Genomic DNA, 20292 nt, shown 5'->3' with positions numbered 1-20292 from the left:
GCATGACGATGGCAGCGGCGGCAGGCACCTGGCAGCTCGGCGATCTGGAGGTGAACCGGATCGGCTACGGCGCGATGCGGCTGACCGGCAACGGCATGATGGGCAACTCCGACGGCGCCCCGATCGACCGCGGGCACGCCGTCCGGCTCCTGCACACCGCGTTCGAGCAGGGCGTCAACCACGTCGACACGGCCTCCTTCTACTTCTCGCCGCTGCGCTCCGCCAACGAGTTGATCAACCGGGCGCTCGGCTCCTGGCGGGGCCACGAGGTGGTGGTGGTCACCAAGGTCGGGCCCGGGCGCACCCCGTCCGGCGAGTGGCAGACCATGGCGCGGCCGGACGAGCTGCGCGGCCAGGTCGAGGAGAACCTGCGCCAGCTCGGCCGCGACCACCTGGATGTCGTCAACCTGCGCCGCAACGGCCCCGACTGCGCCTCGGTCGCCGAGCACTGGGGCGCGCTGGCCGAACTGCGCGAGGCCGGGCTGATCCGGCACCTCGGGCTGTCCAACGTCCGCCCCGAGCACATCCGGGAGGCACGGACGATCGCCCCCGTGGTGTGCGTGCAGAACTCCTTCGGACTGGACTGGCGGCGGGCCGAGGACACCGGCGTACTCGGGCTCTGCGCCGAACTGGGCATCGCCTTCGTCCCGTTCTTCGCCATCGCCGGCCTGCACCGGGAGGCCGCCGCGGCCGCCGAACAGGACCGCCGGGTCGCCGCCGTCGCCACCGAACTCGACGCCACCCCCGCCCAGGTCCGCCTCGCCTGGACCCTGCACCGCGGCCCCCACGTCCTCGCCATCCCGGGCACCACCAACCCCGCCCACCTCGCCGAGAACCTCGCCGCCGCGACGCTTCGCCTGACCCCCGCCCAACTCGCCGCGCTGGACGCCGACCCGACCGCCTGAGCTCAGCCTTCCGCCACCCAGGCCGGCAGGCCCTCGCGGCGCTGGAGCCACGCGGGCGGGACGTCGGCCAGGCCGGTGCGGGCGGCGACCACGCCGCCGGTGATGGCGCAGGTGGTGTCGACGTCGCCGAGGCCCTCCGCGGTGGTCCAGAGTGCGTCGGGGAGGCTGTCGAGGTGGTGGGCGGCGGACCAGAGGGCGAACGGGACGGTGTCGGAGGCGCGGATCCGCTGTCCGTTGCCGAGCAGGTCGGCCGCCCGCCAGGGCTCGGTGGCGGCGGGCAGTGCGGCGGCGGCCGCGACGCCGTCGCGGATCAGCCCGTCGGGGGTGCGGGCGGCGACCTCGTGCAGCAGGTCCGCCCCGGCCGGACCGTCGCCCAGCACCCGGCCGCGGGCGGCGAACGCGGCGGCCAGGGCGACGGCGACGGCCCCGGCGATGCCCTCGGGGTGGGCGTGGGTGACCTCGGCGGAGTACTCGGCCTGCTCAACGACCTCGTCGAGGTCCTCGGCGAACCAGGCGCCGAGCGGGGCGACCCGCATCGCCGCGCCGTTGCCGAGGCTGCCCTGCCCGTCGAACAGTTCGCGGGCCTCCGTCACCCACCGCTCGGGGTGTTCGGCGAGGACGGGCAGCAGCCGCTTCATGCCGTAGCCGTAGCCGCGGCCCGGGTCGGCGAGGAAGGTGGCGCCGAACATCGCGGCGAGCTGGGTGCGGTTGACGCCGTCCTGGTCGATCAGCGCGCGGTGGACGGCCAGCGCCATCGCGGTGTCGTCCGTCCAGTGCCAGGGCGACTCCTCGGGCGTCCGGCGGGCCCGAATCTGCTCGATCGCCTCGGCGGGCGCGCGGAACAGCTTGAACCAGCGCTCGCCGAACGCGTCGCCGAGGGCCACCCCCTCCAGGGCGTCGCGCGCAGCCTGCCGGGCGGTGATGGTGGTGGTGGTGGTCGTCATGGCGGTCATCCTGGCAGCCGCTCCCCCGCCGGCCCACCGCATTTCCCGCCCGCCCGTCAGGACTTCAGGAACTCGAGCAGGTCCTGGTTGAAGCGCTCCTTGTCGCCGGTCACCATCGCCAGGCCGTGCGACCCGCCCTCGTACACCTTGAGCACCGCGCCGCGGACGAGGGCGGCGGTCTTGCGGCCGGTCGCGTCGATCGGGACGACCTGGTCGTCGTCGCCGTGCACCACCAGCAGCGGGATGTCGAACTTCTTCAGGTCGGCGTGGAAGTCCGTGTAGCCGAACGCGTCCACGCATTCGACGGCGCCCTTGATGGTCTCCGCCATCCCCATGAACCAGAACGCGTCCAGGTTGCCCTGGGTGGCCTTGGTGTGGACGCGGTTGGCGCCGAAGAAGGGGACGGCGGTGTCCTTCCAGAACTGGGCGCGGTCGCGCAGGATGCCGGCCTTGAGCGAGTCGAGGACGCCGGCGGGCACGCCTTCGGGGTTGTCCGGTCCCTGCGCCAGAAGTGGGGTGACGGCGGAGAGCAGGACGGCGGACTTCACCCGGGAGGTGCCGTGCCGGCCGATGTAGCGGGCGAGTTCGCCGCCGCCCATGGAGTGCGCGACCAGGGTGACGTCCCGCAGGTCGAGGCTGGTGAGCAGGTCGTTGAGGTCGTCGGCGAAGGTGTCGAAGTCGTAGCCGTCCCAGACGGGGGTGGAGCGGCCGTGGCCGCGGCGGTCGTGGGCGATGCCGCGGAATCCGGCCTCGGCGACGGCCTTCAGCTGGTCCTGCCAGGCGTCGCCGTTGAGCGGCCAGCCGTGCAGGAAGACGACGGGGCGGCCGTGGCCCCAGTCCTTGTAGAAGAGCTCCACACCGTCGCGGGTCGTGCAGTGGGGCATGTGCGTTCTCCGATCCTGGGCCGGTGCCCGCTCCCGTACGGAACGGCGGGCACCTCGCCCATTCAAGGCAGAACCGGGCCGGGCCCGCACGGCGGCTCAGCTCAACGGCCGCACCCGCGCGGTCACGACGGCTCGACGCAGAACACCGCCTGCCGCACCTCCTCGGCGCTCGGGGTGCCCGCGCCGTGCACCCGGATGGTCACCTGCTCGCCGGGGAGCAGCGTGGTCAGGCCCCGGTCGGCGGTGGCGGCGGGGTGCAGGCGGTCGGGCTGGAGCAGCAGGTCGCGGAGCAGCGTGCGGGCGGTGATCCGGACGTCCACCGCGCCGTCCCCGGCGTCCGTCACGTCGAGGTCGAACTCGGGCTGCGGGTAGGCGAATTGCTTGTCGGGGACGGGGATGTGCACGGCGCGCAGGCCGTCCGCGTCCGCCACCAGGTACTCCTTGGTCGCCCCTTCGTCCGTCAACATGCCTTCCGGCAGCGGAAGTTCGTGGACGGCGCTGGGCGCGACGGTGACCTGTTCGGTGTGCTCGGTGAGCAGCCGGCCGGCGGTGTCGAGGCGGCGCAGGTGGAGGGTGGTGGTCCACGGCTCGGCGGACTGGTTGACCAGGGCGGTGCGGGGTGCGCCGTCGCGGTCGGCGGGCTGGAGGGTGAGCAGCCGGTCGGCGTACAGGCGGCGCAGTTCGTGGTGCAGGGGCTTGAGCCGGCCGTCGCCGTCGATGGCGGCCCAGGAGGAGACCGGCCAGCAGTCGTTGAGCTGCCAGACGATGGTGCCGGCGCAGTGCGGCCAGTGGGAGCGCCAGTGTTCGATGCCGGTGGCGATGGCGCGGGCCTGGGTCACCTGGGTGAGGTAGTGCCAGCGGTCGAAGTCGGTGGGGACGTCGAAGTGCCGTTCCAGGCCGCGGCGGAGTTTGCCGTTGCCGTCGCCGGCCTTCTGGTGGTGCAGCATGCCGGGCGAGTCGGCGGCGAGGGTTTCGCCGGGCAGGGCGCGGCGGAGGGTGGCGTGGGCGGGTGGGGCCTGCCAGCCGAATTCGGCGACGAACCGGGGGACGGTGGCGCGGTATTCGGCGTAGTCCTCGCGGTTCCAGACGTCCCAGGAGTGGTGGGTGCCGTGGTCGACGTCGTTGGGGTGGTGGTCCCAACTGCCGGACCAGGGGCTGCCGGCGGAGTAGGGGCGGGTGGGGTCGAGTTCGGCGACGATCCGGGGCAGCAGGCCGAGGTAGTAGCCCTCGCCCCAGGAGTCGCCGTTCAGCTTCTCCTCCCAGCCCCAGTCGCGGAAGCCCCACTGGTTCTCGTTGTTGCCGTTCCACAGCACCAGCGAGGGGTGCGGCATCAGGCGGACCACGTTGTCGCGGGCCTCGGCCTCGATCTCGCCGCGCAGGGGCTGCTCCTCGGGGTAGGCGGCGCAGGCGAACGGGAAGTCCTGCCAGACCAGCAGGCCGAGTTCGTCGCAGAGGTCGTAGAACGCGTCCTGCTCGTAGATGCCGCCGCCCCAGACCCGGATCAGGTCGACGTTGGCATCGACGGCCTGCAGCAGGCGGGTGCGGTAGCGGGCGGGGGTGACGCGGGTGATCAGGGTGTCGTCGGGGATCCAGTTGGCGCCCCGGACGAACAGCGGCTCACCGTTGACGGCCAGCGTGAAGGGGGTGCCGGCGGCGTCGGGGGTTCGGTGCAGCTCGACGGTGCGGAAGCCGATCTGCCGCTGCCAGGTGTCGAGTTGGTTCTCGCCGTCGCTGAGGGTGAGGGCGAGTTCGTAGCGGGGCTGGTCGCCGTAGCCGCGCGGCCACCACCGTTCGACGTCGGCGGCTTCCAGCACGAGCACGGCGGTGTCGCCGTCGAAGGTCGCCTCTGCCTGCGCACCCGCGACGGTGGCGCGGGCGGTGAGCGGACGGCCGGCGCCGGTCGCCGTGCGCTCGACGGTGAGGTGCAGTTCGACCCGGCCGGTGGTGCCGTCGGCGGTGATCAGCGGGCGGACGGTCGCGATCCGGGCGGTGGACCACCGCTCGAACCGGACGGGCTTCCAGATGCCGGCGGTGGGCAGCGTCGGGCCCCAGTCCCAGCCGAAGCTGCTGGCCATCTTGCGGATGTACTGGAACGGCTCCGGGTACTCGTTGGGCCGCTCCCCGACCAGTCCGCGGACCCGCTCGGCCTCCGTGTAGGCGCTGGTGAAACGCACCGTCAACTCGCCTGCCAGGCCGGTGGCGTCGAAGCGGTGGCTGCGGTGCATGTTGCGGGTGGTGCCGAGTTCGACGCCGCCGAGGGTGACGGTGGCGACGGTGTCCAGGCCCTCGAAGACCAGGTCGGTGCGCTCGTGGGCGCCGCCGTCGGCGGGCACGTCGAGGCTGTACGTCCAGTCGCGGCGGCCGACCCAGGCCACGGCCAGCTCGTTGTCGCCCAGGTACGGGTCGGGGATCAGCCCCGCCGCCAGCAGGTCGGTGTGGACGCAGCCGGGTACCGCTGCGGGCAGCAACTCCCCTTCGTGGTGCAGGTTCCAGCCCTGGTCGAGCGGGGTGGTGTCCATCATCGGGGCGGCTCCTCGATCGCAGATGTGCAGCGCGAGCAGCACGGTAACCCCGCCCCGTCAGGCCTGTCCACGAACCGGTCGGGCCGTCGAGCGCGGCCGGGCCGCGACGCCGTCCCGGTCTCGCTACGGCGAGACCTCCGGGTCGTCCGGGAGCGGCCACGGCCACTTCAGGTCCCGGGGAACGGCCAGTTCGCACGGGTAGCACAGCGTGAGCGTGCTCCGCCTCCCCTCGCGCCTGAGGCCGACCGCGCCGCACCGCTCGCAGATCGACGCGCTGCGGGCGGCGAAGGTCTCGACGATTCTCCGGAGGCGATCGGACTCGGCGCTGCTCCGGTTGCCGCCCTGCTTCCACGGCCTCGGCGAGGCCTGAAAGGCCAGCACGGCGAACTTCTGCTTCACGGCGCCGAGTTCGTAGTCGGGGAACTCCGCGACAACCGCCCGATGACAGTCGATCACCAGCTGCCGCCAGCCGGGCCCGATCTCGGGGCGGGCCAACGGCGTCGAGAAGTGCGGCCCGAGCAGCTCCAGAACAGCTTGCTCCGCCGGTACGGTCCCAGTCATTGTGCGCCCCCCTTGTTGATCACCTGGCCCAACACTCCACGATGGCGATCCACTTGCGCACCCGAATTCGATCCGTCGGTGTTGTCTGCGCCGCTGTCCTGACCCTCGGATAGGGTCCGGCCGTACCCGATCCACCCGAGGAGCGCGCAGCATGAGGTCGCCGGACGAACTCGACCAGGTCGACTGGGCGGAACTCTCGCACGCGTACGGCTCGGCCGAGGACGTCCCCGAGTTGATCCGAGGCCTGTACGCGTCGGAGCCGGCGGCGCTCGACGAGGCGGTGTACGAGCTGTTCGGCACGGTCTATCACCAGGGCGACGTCTACGCGGCGTCCGGCCCCGCCGTCCCGTTCCTCGCGCACGCCGCGCGGCACGGAGCGGGCCGCCGGGTCGATGTGCTGTTGCTGCTCGCGATGATGGCCGATCACGAGCCTGGCCAGGTCGGTTCGGCCCGCTGGGGGCGCAGCCCGGTGTCCGGGGTCTGCGCGGAGCTGTGCCGGGTGCTGCCCGACCTGCTGCCCTGCCTGACCGACGCCGATTCGGAGCTCCGGCAGGCCGCCCTGCGGGTGGTCGCCGCCGTCGCCGACCTCCTGCCGCCGGACCTCGCCGCCGACGTCACGGCCCGGATCGGCGAGCTGTTCGAGAACGACCCCGTGCCCGAGGTGCGCGCCGACGCGCTGCTGACCCTCGGCGCGCCGGGGCGGCCGACGTCCGCCTCCGACGTGCCCGAAGTGCGGCTGGCCGCCGCCGTGTTGGCGGCCGAGCTCGACGGCCCGCCGTACCCGCCCGAGCTGGTCGAGACCTTCGCCGTCGACGGTGCGCGCCCGCCGTGGGACATGCCGTGGGCGAACGGCCGGACCCTGGACAACCGGCTGACCCGCCTGCTCGCCCGCGACCCGGACGCGGCACTGGCGGTCGCGGCCCGCTGGATCGCCGCCGGCGACCAGGGCACCCGGGGCACCTGGCTGGCCGAACGCATCGTCGAGACCTGGCGCGACCGCGAACTCGAGGTGCTGGACCTGCTGTTGGCCGCCCTCCCCCACCAGCGAGACGGCGTCTCCGCCCACCTGCGCACCATCGCCCACTGGATCGAGCGCCTGCCCGCCCCGCACGCCACCCTCCGCGACACCCTGTTCGCTCACGCGGCCACCGACCCGTCCGCCCTGCTCGGCCTGGTCCGCGCCCGCGACCCGCGCGCCCTCGATCTGCTGTCGCCCCACTCCGATCCCCAACTGCTGGCGGAGGCAGCCCGGTTGATGCCAACGGACCGGATCGTTCCACTGATCCGCCGCCGGCTCGCCACCGCCCCCGACCTGCACCTGATCGCCGCTCTCCCGGCGCTCGGCAAGCCTGCCCGCGCGGCCGTGCCCGAACTGCTCGACTGCCTGCGCAAGGGCGCCAGCTACCTCGCCGTCGCCGCGGCCCGGGCTCTCGGCCAACTCGGCACCGTCGGGCCGGAGTTGCTCGACCACCTCGCCACCGCCGCCCGCAGCGAGGACTCCTCGCTCCGGATCGCCGCCACCGTCGCCCGCCACCGTCTGACGGGCGACGCCGCACCCGCGCTCGCCGCGTTCCGCGAGCTGCTCAGCTCATCTCCCCAACCCCGTTGGTGCGCCGACGAGTTGTCCTCCCTCGGCCCGGCCGCCGCACCGCTCCTGTCGTTGCTCGAACCGCTGCTGACCGCCCGCGACTACATCCGGTTCGCCGCCGCCGACGCCCACCACCGCCTGTCCGGCTCACCCACCCTGGCAACTCCCGTCCTGGCCTACCTGGTTGCCCCCACCGACCTGGGTCTCTCCGCCCTCCGTTCCCTCGCCACCACCGGCCACCTCCCCGACTCCCTCCGTCCCACCCTCCGCGCCCTCGCCTTCTCCCCGCACCGTCTGGCCGCCGACGGCCCTCTCGCCTCCACCGGCGGCGGCCACGCCGACCACCAACTCCGCACGCTGGCACTGAACTTGCTGGCCGGTCAGGGCTCGTAGACCATCTCCGGGAAGCTCCCCGAGGGCCCGTCCAGCAGGTGGTCGTCGTGGCCGCGCAGCCAGCGGTCGAAGAAGCTGCCGACGTACGTCCGGGTCGCGAGCACCGCCCGCTCAGGTCGGATGTCCCCGATGTCGCCGCGCAGCGCCTCGGTGGAGATCGCACCCTGGCGGGCGAGTTGCGGCAGCAGGGATTCGGCGTCGGTGTACGAGCCGTGGCGGGAGCCGTCGAGGGTGAAGTCGGCGTGCCAGCCGGTGCTGTGCTGCCACAGGGCGTCCCAGCCGGGCTGCTTCTGGTAGGGGCCGGAGTCGTCGTTCCGGGTGCCGAGCAGCAGGAACGGGCGGTCCAGGCCCTTCTCGGCCACGTCGGTCAGATAGACGCCGGTGTTCCCGTCCGGGCCGGGGAAGTGCAGCTGCCCGTCCATGTTGACGGCCGCCTTGATCCGGGGGTCGTCGTGCATGGCCTGAAGGGCGGTGGAGCCGCCGCCGGAGTGGCCGACCATGCCGACCCGGTCGAGGTCGAGCGCGGCGCCGACGCCGGGCGGCAACGTGCCGGAGTTCTTCAGCCGCGCCAGCTCGTCCAGAACGAACTTGGTGTCGTCCACCCGAGTGCCGATCATTTTGCGCAGCAGCGCACCGAAGTCCAGGCCCGGCTGACCGAACATCCCCGCGACTATCGAGGTGGCCAACTCACCGTTCGGGAGCGACACTTCGGACGCCTCCCAGGTGTGGTCGACCGTCACCACGACGTAGCCGCGCGATGCCAGATCCTCCACCAGCCCGGTACCCCAGGTCCGCGGGTCCCCCAGCCCCGCCGAGTACAACACCACCGGCCGGGCCTTGCCCGGCACCGCCGGCACATCGACCCGAGCGTGCGTGCGCACACCCGACCAGTCGGTGCGGTCGGCCTCGAAGCCCTGGTTCATCTGCCCGGCACTCCCGGCACTGCCGAAGTGCGCCCCCGCGTCGGGCGTCATGTACGCCGCCCGCTCACCGCCCGGCGCGGCCCGCCCGGTCGGGTACCAGATGCTGATCATCAACTCCCGGGCCCGCCCGGCCTTCCACGGATCCTCCCGCCCCTGATCCACCAGGTGCACGCTGGTCGTCCCCACCGCGAACGGCCCCGTCGGCACCGGCAACGCCGCCGTCGCCAACCGCCCGCCCGACCCCGGCGCCTGCGCCACCGCCACCCCGCCGGAAGCCCCGACCACACCCAGCGCCACCGTCGCCGCCAGCACCGCCGCCGCCATCGCCCGTCCCCGCCTGCGCATCGCCCGTCCCCTTGCTCTCGTTCCCCGTGCGCTCTTCGGCACGGGTGAGAAGGTACGGGTGGGACGGGTACGAAGCCGTCATACTGCGGAGCCAACTCGCATGGGGCTACTCCGGTATGACACTCCTGCGGCACCGGTCTTCACCGAAGCTCCCGGCGTGCTCACAGCTACCCCTCGAACCACCGCCATTGCAGGCCGAGTTCGAGCAGCGGACGCAGTGCGCTGCGGTGGCGGGCGCCGACCCAGACGTCGACCTCGTCCTCGTTGAAATAGCTCGGCGAGACGCCGGCAACGATGCCCGGTCCGACCAGGAAGTCGGTCGGCGCGACGGGAGCCATGAACGTCCGTAGCGGCACGCCCTGCAGGCAGGGCCCCAGCATGGGCAGCAGGTGCTCGGGGAAGTTCCGCAAGGCAGCACTGTACGGGGCGGTCGAGGCCGCCTCGTAGAGCGAGAACTGCAGCAGGTACCTGCTCAGCGGCTCCTGCTCCAGAACGGTGGCCCCGCCCAACTCGCCGACCCACACCGCCGGGTCGCTGTTCGTGGCATCGACCTCCCACGGGATCGACCAGTCCCACCCGCCCTGGTTCTCGTCGGCGAAGACCAGGAAGCCCGCGCTGCTGTCGGGACGCACCGCGCCGACCGACCTGATCCGGTTCTGGCCCCCCAGGATGTCCGGGTACCTCTCCGCGAGCCGGTAGAAGTCGGCCAGTGCGGGCGGAATGGAGCGGGGTATCTCGCCGACCGCCCGCGGTTCAACCGCCTCCGGGTGCCAGCCCGTGACGAAGAGCTCCAGCGCCCTTCCCGGCTCCGAGTCCACATGGTCGAGCCAACCGAGCCCCGGCAGGCCGGGTGGTGCGACGGTCGGCCGGACGATGGAGAATCTCGCGGCTCAACGGCGGGTCGATTGCCAACTCGCAGCTGTCGAGCTCGCCGCCGGTCCACGCACTCCCCGTGGCCCCGCCGACGGCGAACACCTGCGGCTCCGCACCCACGAGGTCGAACGCCGCTCCCACATCGACCAGGTCCGAACGCTTCAGAGGCACCCGCGGAGCATATCGACGACAATGTGCCCGCCGCGTCCCCCGCCGCGGGCAGGACTTGCCAGTCCGACACCACACATCAACACATGCCCACCTCAAACACACCCACCGCCACCACAGGAAGCGCACAACTCCCGACCACCACAAGCAACATGACGAGCCATCAGTCACCTAAATCGGCCGGATCAGTAAACGTTTCGATCTTCCAGAACGTCATACCGATCGGACGGCCCGCCAGCCGGGCGGCCGTACGGCGGAGGGGACGGCGAGCGATGACGGACGGCAAGCGGGCGGGCAGCAGGGGGCGGGTCAGATCGGCTCAGGTCGCGGCGGGTGTGGTCGCGGTCGGGGCGGTCACGGCGCTCGCGGTGGGGCTGACCACGGGTGGCAGTAGCGCCCCGGTGCAGCAGTCGCTCTCCGCGACCAACCCGGAGACCACGGCGCCGGGCACCGCCTCGCCCCCGGCGAGCCCGTCCCCGTCCCCGTCCTGGGACGGCAAGGTGAGGGTGCTGGGCGACGGGTCCACCTCCGACGCGGGGCCGCAGCCCAACCAGTTGAAGATCGAGAAGCTCAAACCCGGGGAGAAGCCACCGCAGTTCGTGGTGTTCTCGTGGGACGGCGCACTGGAGAACGACGACCACCTGTTCTCCCGGTTCCGGAAGCTGGCGAAGGAGAACAACGCGACCATGACCTTCTTCCTCTCCGGGATCTACCTGCTCCCGGAGAAGAAGCACGGGCTCTACCGGCCGCCGCAGCACGACGCGGGCAGCGCGGCCATCTCCTTCCCGACCGAGCAGCACGTGAAGGACACGCTCAATCAGCTGCGGCTGGCCTGGCAGGACGGCAACGAGATCGGTACCCACTTCAACGGCCATTTCTGCGGCCCGAAGGGCGGCGGCGACTGGAGCACCGACGAATGGCGCAGCGAGATCGACCAGGCCGTCTCGTTCGTCACCGACTGGAAGACCAACACCGGGTTCGCGGGCGAGGCGCCGCTGCCGTTCGACTACCGGAAGGATCTCGCGGGGGGCCGCGCGCCGTGCCTGGAGGGGCAGAAGAACCTGATACCGGCCGAGAAGGAGCTGGGTTGGCGGTACGACGCGAGTTCTCCGGGCGAGTTCCAGGTGTGGCCGTCGAAGAACAGCGGGGTGTGGAACTTTCCGCTCCAGCTGCTGCCGTTCGGTGACACCCAGGTGCTGTCGATGGACTTCAACTTCCTGGCCAATCAGTCCGGCGACAGCACCCACGGCGATCCGAAGAAGTACAACGCCTGGGAGAAGCAGACCCGCGACGGTTACCTGGACGGGTTCGCGCGGGTCTACAACGGCAGCCGGGCGCCGCTGTTCATCGGGAACCACTTCGAGACCTGGAACGGCGGCATCTACATGCAGGCGATCGAGGACGTGATGAAGTCCGTCTGCAAGAAGCAGGACGTGCGCTGTGTGTCGTTCAAGGAGCTCGCCGACTGGCTGGATGCCCAGGACCCGAAGGTCCTGGACCAGCTCCGCCGGCTCGATCCGGCCCAGGCGCCGGACTGGCCGACCTACCTCAAGTAGCCCGCGGCGGCATCATCCTGTCGCTTTCATGTAGGCGGCCCAGATCCCGGCGGGGGTGGTGTAGTCGGGGGTGGTCGGGGCGGCTCCGGCCACCCCGGCCAGGGGGAGGAGTTCGAGCGTCTTGGTGTCCATCCGGAACAGTGAGACGGCGGTGGTGACGGCGCCCCGGTAGCCGACGAACCAACCTGCTGTCCGGGCCTGGTTGACGCCGGTCTTTCCGGCGGCGCCGGGGACGGCCTGGCCGACCTCCTTGCCGGTGCCGTCCTTGACCGCCCCGCGCAGCGCGTTGTCGACTTCGGTGGCGACGCGTGCGGGCGCGGCCCGGACGGCGGTGGGGCGTTCGACGGCGAGGCCGTCGCCGTTGCGGCTGATCCGGTCGACGGAGTAGGGGTCGGTGCGCATGCCCTGTCCGCCGAAGGCGGTGTAGGCGTCGGCCAGCCGGATCGCGCTGGGCGTGGAGTTGCCGAGCGAGAAGCCGGGGGTGAGGTCGCCCAGGCTGTCGGGGAGGAGCCCGAAGCCGAGGGCGCTCTTGCGGACGTTGTCGAGGCCGATGTCCATGCCGAGTTGCTGCATCGGGCCGTTGACGGACTGTTCGACGGCGGTCCGCAGGCTGATGGGGCCCCAGTTGCGGTCGCCGTCGTTGGCGGACTTGGCCTTCTTCCCGTCGCGTGCCCAGTAGGGGCCTTCGGGGGTCTGGAGGTCAACGCCGTTGTCGCCGTTGTAGCTGGTGGTGGGTTGCACGGGCGCCCTGGGTCCTTGCCGTTCGCGCTGGACGCCCTGGTCGAGGCCGGCGGCGTACACCAGCGGGGTGAAGGCCGAACCGGCGGGCACGTTCACGGTGTTGGCGTTGTTGAAGCCCTGTTTCAGGTAGTCGGGTCCGCCGTAGACGGCCAGGATGCGCCCGTCCGCGTTGACGGAGGCCGCGCCGAGGTGGACGTTCTGGTCGGCGGGGCGGTGCTCGGGGTCGAGGTTCTTCGCGGCGTCCTGGACGGCCTGGGTGAGCGCGGTCTGCCGGGGCTTCTCGAAGGTGGTGTAGATCTGGTAGCCGCCGAGGTCGAACTGGGCCGGGGAGATCTCGGCGTGGCTCTGCGCGTAGCTCTTCGCCAGGTCGACCAGGTAGCCGGTCTGCCCGCTCAGGCCGGCCTGTTGCGGCGGGGCCTGCGGTTCGGGGAAGACGGTGTAGCGGGCGCGTTCCTCGGCGGACAGCTTCCCGATCTTGACCATCCGGTCCAGGATCCAGCCCCACCGTTCCACCGCCCGGGCCCGGTTCTCGCCGCCGAGCGCGGGGTCGTACAGCGACGCGCCCTTCAGCACGGCGGCCAGGAACGCGCCTTCGCTGGCGTTGAGTTGGTCCACGTCCTTGCCGTAGTAGGCCTGCGCGGCCCGCTCGATGCCGTAGCTGCCGCGGCCGAACCAGCTGATGTTCAGGTAGCCGCTGAGGATGTCCTGCTTCTCGACCTGCTGGTCGAGCTTGAGGGCGATGAACGCCTCGTCGAGTTTGCGGGAGAAGTCCTGGCGCTGGTTCAGGTAGGCGTTCTTCACGTACTGCTGGGTGATGGTCGAACCGCCCTGGGTGTCACCGCCCGACCCCATCCGGTAGAACGCCCGGGCGATGCCCTTGAACGAGACTCCGGGGTCGGAGTAGAAGTCCTCGTTCTCTGCCGCGAGCACCGCCCACTGCACCTGCTCGGGCACCTGCTCCAGCGGCACGTCCTGCCGGTTGACCAGGCCGATGCGGGCCATCTCGGTGCCGTCCGCCCAGTAGAAGACGTTGTTCTGCTGGGTGGCGAACGCGTTGAGGTCCTTGGGAATGTCCGTCCGGATGTACATCACCACGGCCGCGACGGTCAGCACGCCGACGCTTCCCGTTGCCAGCAGCAGCAGTTGACGCCACGACGGGAGCCAGCGCCGCAAGCCGCTGCGGCCGGTGCGCGGGTAGTCCGGGCGCAGCTTCGACAACCGACGCCGGGCGCCCTGTTCGGCACCCTCGTGTCCCGCGTCCCGACGCGGTCTCGACTTCGGTGTCCGGACGGGCCATCGCCTGGCGCGTACCGCCGACCCGTCCGTTTCCGTTCCCTCTGCCCCGACCGCTTCGTTCGGCTCGCCGGACACCATGCGTTCCCCGATCTGCTCGACTGGCAAATCTCTCCCTCACTGTGGACGCGCCCAGCACCCCGCAGGTGTCAACCCGTCCGGTGTGATCATCACCACGCCCACCCGTCAGGCTCCGGCCCTCACGGCCCGCCCGCCGCCTCTGGTACCGTCGCGCTCTTCGCCGCTCGCGCTCTTCGCCGCTCGCGCCAGGCGACGGGCGTGCTGAAGGTCCTGGAGACGGCGGCCACGACGACCCGGCACCCTCATCCCCGTGGCTACTCGACCTGCCGGCGGGCCGGATCCGCGCGGATCAGCGGCACTTGCTCGACCCGGTCATCTCCCGTGCCGGACAGGACAGATCAGGGGCGGATCTCGCCCGAACCCCGGGGAATCAGCGTGGTGGGGAGCTCCAGCCGTGTGGGCGCACCGGCGTCCCCGGCCAGGCGGGCGAACAGGCGGCGGGCGGCGAGGGTGCCGAGGGCGGCCGGGTCCTGGGCGACCACGGTGAGGCCGGGGGTGAGCAGGTCGGCGAGCTCCAGGTCGTCGAAGCCGACCACGGCCGGGCGGTGATCGGCGGGGAGGTTGTGCAGAGCGGCCAGGGTGACGCGGTTGTTGGCGGTGAACAGCGCGGTGACGGCGTCCGGTCCGGTGGTGAGACGGCGCACCGCCTCGCCGACCCGGGCGCGGTCGGTGGGGCCGCAGTCCACCCAGCGTTCGTCCACCGGAAGCCCGGCCCCGGCCATCGCGGCACGGTATCCGCGTTCGCGTTCGGCGGCGGTGTGGATGGCCCGCTGGTCGCCGATGTAGCCGATCCGGCGGTGGCCGTGGGCGATCAGGTGCTCGGTGCCGCAGCGGGCGCCGCCCGCGTTGTCGCTGAGCACCGCGTCCGCGTCGATGCCGCCGGCGGGGCGGTCGAGGAACACCACGGGCGTGCCGGACTCGATCTCCGGCAGCAGGTACCGGTGGTCGTCCCCGGCCGGCACGACGATCAGCCCGTCCACCCGGCGCGCGCAGAACGCGAGCGCCAACTCCCGCTCCCGGTCGGCCTGTTCGTCGCTGGAACCGGTGAACAGCAGGCACCCCTCCGCCGCCGCGACCTGCTCGACGGCCCGGGACAGCGCGGAGGAGAACGGGTCGCTGATGTCCTCCAGCAGCAGCGCGACGCTCGCGGTGCGCCCGGTCCGCAGCAGCCTCGCACTGTCGTTGCGCCGGAACCCGAGCGCCTCGATCGCCTCCCGCACCCGCCCCGCCGTCCCGGCCGTCACCCCGGGCTCCCCGTTGACCACCCGGGAGACGGTCTTCAGCCCGACCCCGGCCGCCGCGGCAACGTCCTTCATGGTCGGTCGGACACCGGTGCGGAGGCTGCTCGTCATGCCACGGAGAATAGTGCGGGTACCTCCGGCCCGCTCCGATCGGGCCTCAGCCCGCTGCAACCGAGCCTGCCCGGCGTGCTTCGCTTCGGCGCGCTCCGGCGAGGACGGCGTCGAGCAGGCCGGGGAACAGCCCGTCTCTGCCTCGCCCCAACTCGGCCACCCCGCCACCACCCTGACCTGGCACCCGACCGCCACCCGCCGCCGACAGCGCGCCCCGAGCACACGACCACAGGCTGACCCGCACCGCCGCCAACGCCCGCCCACGCGCCTGCCCCCGCAACACCGCCCCCACTCCGGCCTCACCCCAACTCGCCCGCCCCGCCACCACCCTGACCTGGCAGCTGGCCGCTCGACCGTGGGCTGACGCGTCCGCCACCGCCGACCGTCCATGCACCCGGCCCCGGCCCCAGCCCCGGCCTCGGCCCGCGACACCGGCCCCGCTCCGGCCTCACCCCACCCCAACTCGCCCACCCGCCACCCACCCTGACCTGGCACCCTGGCCCATCACCCGACCGCCACCCGCCGCCGACAGCGCGCCCCGACAACACCGCCCCCACTCCGGCCTCACCCCACCCCAACTCGCCCACCCCGCCACCACCCTGACCTGGCAGCTGGCCGCTCGACCGTGGGCTGACGCGTCCGCCACCGCCGACCGTCCATGCACCCGGTCCCGGCCCCGGCCCCGGCCCGCGGCAGCCGACTCGCGCTGGACAACGTTGTCAGAGGCGGTCAGAATCGCAGGACCCGATCCGACGGCGCCCTGCCACGCACCACGGCGCTCCCCGTCCCACCTGTGGAGACGTCACCATGAGCCACCCCCCGGCCGGCACCGCGACCCCCGACGAACCGCTGCTCGCGGCGCTGGACATCGGCGGCACGAAGATCGCCGGCGGCCTGGTCGACACCCGGGGCACCCTGCTGCACCGTCTCCAGGTGCCGACCCCGGCAACCGGCGACCGGCACCAGCTGATGGCCGCCGTCACACGCGTCCTGGACGACCTGGCCGGGCGGCCCGAGTGGGGCCGGGTGCGGGCGCTCGGCATCGGAAGCGCGGGGCCGGTCGACATCGCCGAAGGCACCGTCAGCCCCGTCAACCTGCCGGGCTGGCGCGGCTTTCCGCTGCGCGCGGAGGCCGCCGCGCACCCTGCCGTCGGCGACCTGCCGGTGGTTCTCGGCGGGGACGGGGTCGCGATGACCGCCGCCGAACACTGGCGCGGCGCGGCCCGTCCGTACCGCAACGCGCTCTGCCTGGTGGTCTCCACCGGCGTCGGCGCCGGACTCGTCCTGGACGGACGGTTGCACACCGGCACCACCGGCAACGCCGGCCATCTCGGCCACATCAGCGTCGACTTCGAGGGCCGCCCCTGCCCGTGCGGCTCGCGCGGCTGCCTCGAAGGGCTCGCCTCCGGCACGGCCATCGCCCGCACCGCCACCGAGAGCGGCTGGCGCCCCGGCCCGGACGGCGACACCACCGCCACCGGCGTCGCCCGCGCCGCCGAGTCCGGCGACCCGCTCGCCCTGGCCGCCTTCGACCGCGCCGCCCGCGCCCTCGCCGCCGGCATCGCCGCCACCGCCACCCTGGTCGAACTCGACGTCGCCGTGATCGGCGGCGGCGTCGCCAACGCGGGCGACGTCCTCTTCGCACCCCTCGCCCGCCACCTCTCCTCCTACGCGACCCTCCCCTTCACCCGCCACCTCACCCTCGCCCCCGCCCACCTCGGCACCGACGCCGGCCTCATCGGCGCCGCGGCCCTGGCCCGCCCGAGCCTGCCGACCGGCATCTGACCCCAACGACGCCCCACCGCAACCTCCTGCCGCACCGACCAGCCACGCGCCCCACCCATCCCCCTCACCCCACCCGCCCCGACGCCGCCGCCCACCTCGGCGCCACAACCCTGGCCCGCCCGAGCCTGCCGATCGGCATCTGACCCCGACGACACCCGACCGCAACCTCCTGCCGCACCAACCAGCCACGCGCCCCACCCATCCCCCTCACCCCACCCGCCCCGGCACCGCCGGCCATCTCGGCGCCGCAGCCCTGGCCCGCCCGAGCCTGCCGATCGGCATCTGACCCCGACGACACCCGACCGCAACCTCCTGCCGCACCGACCAGCCACGCGCCCCACCCATCCCCCTCGCCCCATCCCCCTCGCCCCACCCGCCTCGGCGCCGCCGGCCATCTCGGCGCCGCAGCCCTGGCCCGCCCGAGCCTGCCGCACTTCCCCTGACACTCCCCCACCCAAACCCAACGGCGCCAATCGACCGCATTTTCGTGCCGCGCCGATCAGACACTTCCCGAATGCACGGTGTTACGTTCTGTATTGAATCGGCCGATTCAGCCCCTTTGCGTGGGCGCTTCCGCCTTGCCGATTCACAGAACCGCCCCTCCGGCTAGGGAGAACACCAGCATGCGCCAAGCACCCTTGGAAGCGGCCGATATTGCGCCGGGGCAGATTGTCCAGTGGAATATCAGGTCCTCGGGAGTGGCGTACGCGGACCGCCACGGCGAAGAAATCGACAAGAACGCGTCGTTCAATCAGGACAAGCACCACTCACTCATCGACGAGACCCGCAACAGCCGCGAGCCCCTCGCCTCCTGGCTCGCCGTCACGTTCGAGATCGAGGGCCCGCTCGACCGCCCGGCCCTGGAGTCGGCACTGCGGCACCTCGTGCAGCGGCACCACGTCCTGCGCTGCGAGTTCCAGCGGCTCCTGGGTGACCTGTCCTGTGCGGTGCACCGGCCCGAGGACATCGAACTGGAATCCGTTCACCTGGGCGAATTCGACACCTCGCAGGAGGTCCGCGACTTCCTGAACGACAGCTTTCAGAAGCAGATCGACACACTGGAGTGGCCGCCGTACACGGTGGGAGCCGTTCTCCGGAACAGCGGCCCCACCACGGTCTACCTCGCGTTCGACCACATCGTCTCCGACGGTATGTCAATGCCGAATGTCGTCCGCGACGTACAAATGGCATATGCCGCCTACTCCGCCGGAAAGGACCCCGCGCTCCCGCCCGCCGGAAGTTACGTGGATTTCGCCCGCGAGCAGCGCCACCGCTACGCATCCATCGACGCCGACGACGACCGCCTCGCGTACTGGAAATCGTTCATCGAACGAAATGACGGTATCTTCCCGCATTTCCCGCTGGACCTCGGCACCGAGCCCGGCCGCCTGTACCCGGCGGTCAACGAATCCGCGACGCTGCTCGACGACCGGCAGACCGCGGCGCTGGAGGCCCGCTGCCAGGACGCGGGCGGCAAACTGTTCATGGGACTCTTCGCCGCCGTCGGAACCGCCCTGCACACGGAGGGCGGCCCGGACCTCTACCGCGCCCTGCTCCCACTCAGCGAACGCGGCCGCGGCACCTGGCGGGACTCCCTCGGCTGGTTCGTGAACACCCTGCCGATCGAGTTCTCCGTCGCCAGGGAGCTCGACTTCCCGCAACTCCTCGCCGGAGTCCGGGACGGGTTCACCACCATGATGGAGAACATCGACGTGCCCTTCGTCCGCGCCTGGGAACTCCTGGCACCCGAGCACTTCACCGGCCGCTGCTGGCCGTTCCCGGTGAACTTCCTCTCCTACATCGACATGCGCAAGTGCCCGGGCGCCGAAAACCACGCGCGCTGGCGCCCCATGGCCCACGTGTGGGTCTCGCGCGTGAACGGCACCACCTCATGGTTCCAACGGGACGCCGACGGCCTGCACATCAACTCGATCTACGTCGACCTCCCGCAGGCCCACCGCACCATGGCCGGCCTCCACCGCACCCTGCGCGAGACCCTGCTGACGATGTCCGCCGGCACCGACCGCAACTAACCGAACGCAGCTAACCGACCGCAGCTAACCGACCAGCGCCGAAACCGCCTCGTCCACGGGCGAGTTGCCGCCGATCAGCTCCAACGTCAGCCCGGCCGTCCGCGGTTCGGCCAGCAGCGCGGCGAGGACGGCCGCCACGTCGTCGCGCGAGACCGACCCGCGCCCCGTGTGCTCGGCCAGCTCGACCGTTCCGCCGCCCGGCTCGTCGGTCAGCCGGCCCGGCCGCAGGACGGTCCAGTCGAGGCCGGGGCGGGACCGCACGTCGTCGTCGGCCGCCGCCTTGGCCCGCAGGTACGCGGCGAACACCGGATCGGTCCCCGCCGCCGGCTCCCGGTCCGCCCCCATCGAGGACACCACCAGAAAGCGCCGCACGCCTGCTGCCTCCGCCGCATCAGCGAACAGCACGCAGGCCCCACGATCGACCGTGTCCTTCCGCGCCGCCCCGCTACCCGGCCCCGCGCCGGCGGCGAACACCACCGCGTCGGCACCCTCCAGGTGCCCGGCCACCTCGGCGACCGAGGCCGACTCCAAGTCGCACACCACGGGTTCGGCACCCGCCGCCAGCAACTCCCCCGCCTGCTCCGGCCGTCGGATGATCCCCGCGACCTCGTCTCCCCGCGCGCCGAGCAGCCGTTCGAGCCGAAGCGCGATCTGACCATGACCACCAGCAATGACAATCCGCATGCGCCCGACCGTACGCCCCGCCGATCACTTCCCGTCGGAGCCCAGCCGATCCGCCATGCATACGGGTGAGTTCGGCCCGCACCCGATGCGACGTCAACTCCTCCTGAGCCCGCGCGAGAATGTCGAGGACGCCTGTCACTCGAGGATCCGCTCCCAGAGCAGCGAGTCGTGCCACCGCCCGTCGAGGAGGATCGACGAATGCGCGACGCCGTACGAGCTGAACCCGTTACGGCGCAGCACGTGTTGGGACGCCAGGTTGTCCAGATTGGTGGACGCCTCGACCCGGTGCAGCCCGAGTTCGTCCGCCATCACCTTCAGCGCCAGGCCGACGGCGCGCCCGGCGTGGCCCTGGTTCTGGGCGGTGGTGGCGATCCAGTAGCCGAGGGAGGCGCGGCGCAGGTGCGGCTGCGGAAGGATGCCACTGACGCTGACCTGCCCGATCACCTCGCCGTCGGCGAGCACCACGCCCGGCCAGACCGTCCCGGCGCGGTGGGCGGTCAGCAGTCGGTCGATCCGCTCGGCCTGGCCCTCCGGGGTGAAGAACGCGGCGGGTTGGGCCGGCTCCCACCGCCGGAAGGCTTCGACGTCCCGCGCGCGGTGCGCGGCTATCGGTGCGGCGTCGGCGGGCTCGATCAGGCGAACGGTGGTGCGGCTGCTCATG

At 72.2% G+C, this 20292-nt stretch carries 15 protein-coding genes; 5 read left to right on the top strand and 10 right to left on the bottom strand.

Annotated elements, in window-relative coordinates:
- Positions 1–2 precede the first annotated feature (2 nt).
- Positions 3–905: an aldo/keto reductase gene (locus ACGFWJ_RS32965; RefSeq protein WP_392956039.1), complete on the top strand. Its 903-nt coding sequence runs from the start codon at positions 3–5 to the stop codon at positions 903–905.
- 2 nt (positions 906–907) lie between these two features.
- Here ACGFWJ_RS32965 and ACGFWJ_RS32960 read toward each other — a convergent pair whose 3' ends face one another.
- From ACGFWJ_RS32960 to ACGFWJ_RS32945, 4 genes are all read right to left on the bottom strand, one after another.
- The gene (locus ACGFWJ_RS32960) at positions 908–1849 is read right to left on the bottom strand and encodes an ADP-ribosylglycohydrolase family protein (RefSeq protein WP_392956036.1); all 942 of its coding nucleotides are present in this window, start codon (positions 1847–1849) and stop codon (positions 908–910) included.
- Between the two features lie 56 nt (positions 1850–1905).
- Positions 1906–2733, bottom strand: a complete 828-nt coding sequence (locus tag ACGFWJ_RS32955) for an alpha/beta fold hydrolase (protein ID WP_392956033.1) — start codon at positions 2731–2733, stop codon at positions 1906–1908.
- A gap of 122 nt (positions 2734–2855) precedes the next feature.
- Complete coding sequence (locus ACGFWJ_RS32950) at positions 2856–5255, bottom strand: glycoside hydrolase family 2 protein (RefSeq protein WP_392956030.1); 2400 nt, start codon at positions 5253–5255, stop codon at positions 2856–2858.
- Positions 5256–5378: 123 nt separating this feature from the next.
- Positions 5379–5816, bottom strand: coding sequence for a hypothetical protein (locus ACGFWJ_RS32945; RefSeq protein ID WP_392956028.1), 438 nt, complete (start codon positions 5814–5816; stop codon positions 5379–5381).
- A gap of 151 nt (positions 5817–5967) precedes the next feature.
- Between ACGFWJ_RS32945 and ACGFWJ_RS32940 the strand changes: the two genes are divergently transcribed.
- Complete coding sequence (locus ACGFWJ_RS32940; protein WP_392956026.1) at positions 5968–7797, top strand: hypothetical protein; 1830 nt, start codon at positions 5968–5970, stop codon at positions 7795–7797.
- Here the strand turns inward: ACGFWJ_RS32940 and ACGFWJ_RS32935 are convergent.
- Positions 7785–9065 (bottom strand): alpha/beta hydrolase family protein, encoded by a 1281-nt coding sequence (locus ACGFWJ_RS32935; RefSeq protein ID WP_392956024.1) that lies wholly within the window; start codon positions 9063–9065, stop codon positions 7785–7787. The two genes, ACGFWJ_RS32940 and ACGFWJ_RS32935, sit on opposite strands and share 13 nt — an antisense overlap.
- A gap of 167 nt (positions 9066–9232) precedes the next feature.
- Positions 9233–9883, bottom strand: a complete 651-nt coding sequence (locus ACGFWJ_RS32930; RefSeq protein WP_392956022.1) for a hypothetical protein — start codon at positions 9881–9883, stop codon at positions 9233–9235.
- Positions 9884–10378: 495 nt separating this feature from the next.
- Between ACGFWJ_RS32930 and ACGFWJ_RS32925 the strand changes: the two genes are divergently transcribed.
- Positions 10379–11662, top strand: coding sequence for a hypothetical protein (locus tag ACGFWJ_RS32925; RefSeq protein ID WP_392956019.1), 1284 nt, complete (start codon positions 10379–10381; stop codon positions 11660–11662).
- A 12-nt stretch (positions 11663–11674) separates the two neighbouring features.
- On the opposite strand, the gene ACGFWJ_RS32920 is transcribed toward ACGFWJ_RS32925, so the two are convergent.
- Complete coding sequence (locus ACGFWJ_RS32920) at positions 11675–13621, bottom strand: transglycosylase domain-containing protein (RefSeq protein ID WP_392956016.1); 1947 nt, start codon at positions 13619–13621, stop codon at positions 11675–11677.
- 494 nt (positions 13622–14115) lie between these two features.
- Positions 14116–15129: a LacI family DNA-binding transcriptional regulator gene (locus ACGFWJ_RS32915; RefSeq protein ID WP_392956013.1), complete on the bottom strand. Its 1014-nt coding sequence runs from the start codon at positions 15127–15129 to the stop codon at positions 14116–14118.
- Between the two features lie 807 nt (positions 15130–15936).
- On the opposite strand from ACGFWJ_RS32915, the gene ACGFWJ_RS32910 reads away from it, so the two are divergent.
- Both ACGFWJ_RS32910 and ACGFWJ_RS32905 read left to right on the top strand, forming a co-directional pair.
- Positions 15937–16914, top strand: a complete 978-nt coding sequence (locus tag ACGFWJ_RS32910) for an ROK family protein (RefSeq protein ID WP_392956010.1) — start codon at positions 15937–15939, stop codon at positions 16912–16914.
- 698 nt (positions 16915–17612) lie between these two features.
- The gene (locus ACGFWJ_RS32905; RefSeq protein WP_392956008.1) at positions 17613–18947 is read left to right on the top strand and encodes a condensation domain-containing protein; all 1335 of its coding nucleotides are present in this window, start codon (positions 17613–17615) and stop codon (positions 18945–18947) included.
- 24 nt (positions 18948–18971) lie between these two features.
- Here the strand turns inward: ACGFWJ_RS32905 and ACGFWJ_RS32900 are convergent, their stop codons facing one another.
- Positions 18972–19631: an NAD(P)H-binding protein gene (locus ACGFWJ_RS32900; RefSeq protein WP_392956005.1), complete on the bottom strand. Its 660-nt coding sequence runs from the start codon at positions 19629–19631 to the stop codon at positions 18972–18974.
- Between the two features lie 135 nt (positions 19632–19766).
- A complete protein-coding gene (locus ACGFWJ_RS32895; RefSeq protein ID WP_392956002.1) occupies positions 19767–20291 on the bottom strand; it encodes a GNAT family N-acetyltransferase in 525 nt (174 codons plus the stop codon).
- Position 20292: the final 1 nt, after the last annotated feature.

The organism is Kitasatospora sp. NPDC048407, assembly GCF_043200475.1.
GTDB lineage: Bacteria > Actinomycetota > Actinomycetes > Streptomycetales > Streptomycetaceae > Kitasatospora.
The sequence above is the reverse complement of the archived record's forward strand: the minus strand, read 5'-3'. Positions and strand labels throughout refer to the sequence as shown.

What these genes read in the sequence shown, in the direction of transcription:
- ACGFWJ_RS32935 (WP_392956024.1), bottom strand. Translation starts at nt 9,065, where the DNA reads ATGCGCAGGCGGGGACGGGCGATGGCGGCGGCGGTGCTGGCGGCGACG.
- ACGFWJ_RS32915 (WP_392956013.1), bottom strand. Translation starts at nt 15,129, where the DNA reads ATGACGAGCAGCCTCCGCACCGGTGTCCGACCGACCATGAAGGACGTT.
- ACGFWJ_RS32945 (WP_392956028.1), bottom strand. Translation starts at nt 5,816, where the DNA reads ATGACTGGGACCGTACCGGCGGAGCAAGCTGTTCTGGAGCTGCTCGGG.
- ACGFWJ_RS32910 (WP_392956010.1), top strand. Translation starts at nt 15,937, where the DNA reads ATGAGCCACCCCCCGGCCGGCACCGCGACCCCCGACGAACCGCTGCTC.
- ACGFWJ_RS32955 (WP_392956033.1), bottom strand. Translation starts at nt 2,733, where the DNA reads ATGCCCCACTGCACGACCCGCGACGGTGTGGAGCTCTTCTACAAGGAC.
- ACGFWJ_RS32900 (WP_392956005.1), bottom strand. Translation starts at nt 19,631, where the DNA reads ATGCGGATTGTCATTGCTGGTGGTCATGGTCAGATCGCGCTTCGGCTC.
- ACGFWJ_RS32960 (WP_392956036.1), bottom strand. Translation starts at nt 1,849, where the DNA reads ATGACGACCACCACCACCACCATCACCGCCCGGCAGGCTGCGCGCGAC.
- ACGFWJ_RS32965 (WP_392956039.1), top strand. Translation starts at nt 3, where the DNA reads ATGACGATGGCAGCGGCGGCAGGCACCTGGCAGCTCGGCGATCTGGAG.
- ACGFWJ_RS32925 (WP_392956019.1), top strand. Translation starts at nt 10,379, where the DNA reads ATGACGGACGGCAAGCGGGCGGGCAGCAGGGGGCGGGTCAGATCGGCT.
- ACGFWJ_RS32895 (WP_392956002.1), bottom strand. Translation starts at nt 20,291, where the DNA reads ATGAGCAGCCGCACCACCGTTCGCCTGATCGAGCCCGCCGACGCCGCA.
- ACGFWJ_RS32940 (WP_392956026.1), top strand. Translation starts at nt 5,968, where the DNA reads ATGAGGTCGCCGGACGAACTCGACCAGGTCGACTGGGCGGAACTCTCG.
- ACGFWJ_RS32950 (WP_392956030.1), bottom strand. Translation starts at nt 5,255, where the DNA reads ATGATGGACACCACCCCGCTCGACCAGGGCTGGAACCTGCACCACGAA.